Below are 224 nucleotides of genomic sequence, written 5' to 3' on the forward strand. Positions count from 1 at the left end.
TATAGTGAAGAAGTCCAGGAAATTATGGGCCATGTGCCGGCATGGATAGTCCGATGGGGCATTACTGTTTTCTTTACATTATTCGTGGGAATTGTTGCCGGAAGCTACTTTTTCAAATATCCTGTGGTGGTCTCCACCCCATTAGTACTTACCACCATCAATCCACCCGCACCTTTAATATGCAAAAGCAGTGGCAGGATCACCAAATGGTATGTATCCGACGG

General features: G+C 45.5%; 1 pseudogene. It reads left to right on the plus strand.

From position 1 onward, the window contains the following. Positions 1-224, plus strand: a pseudogene (locus AC04NP_RS30905) (secretion protein HlyD); the annotation flags it as partial.

The organism is Agaribacillus sp. DX54, from assembly GCF_056858335.1.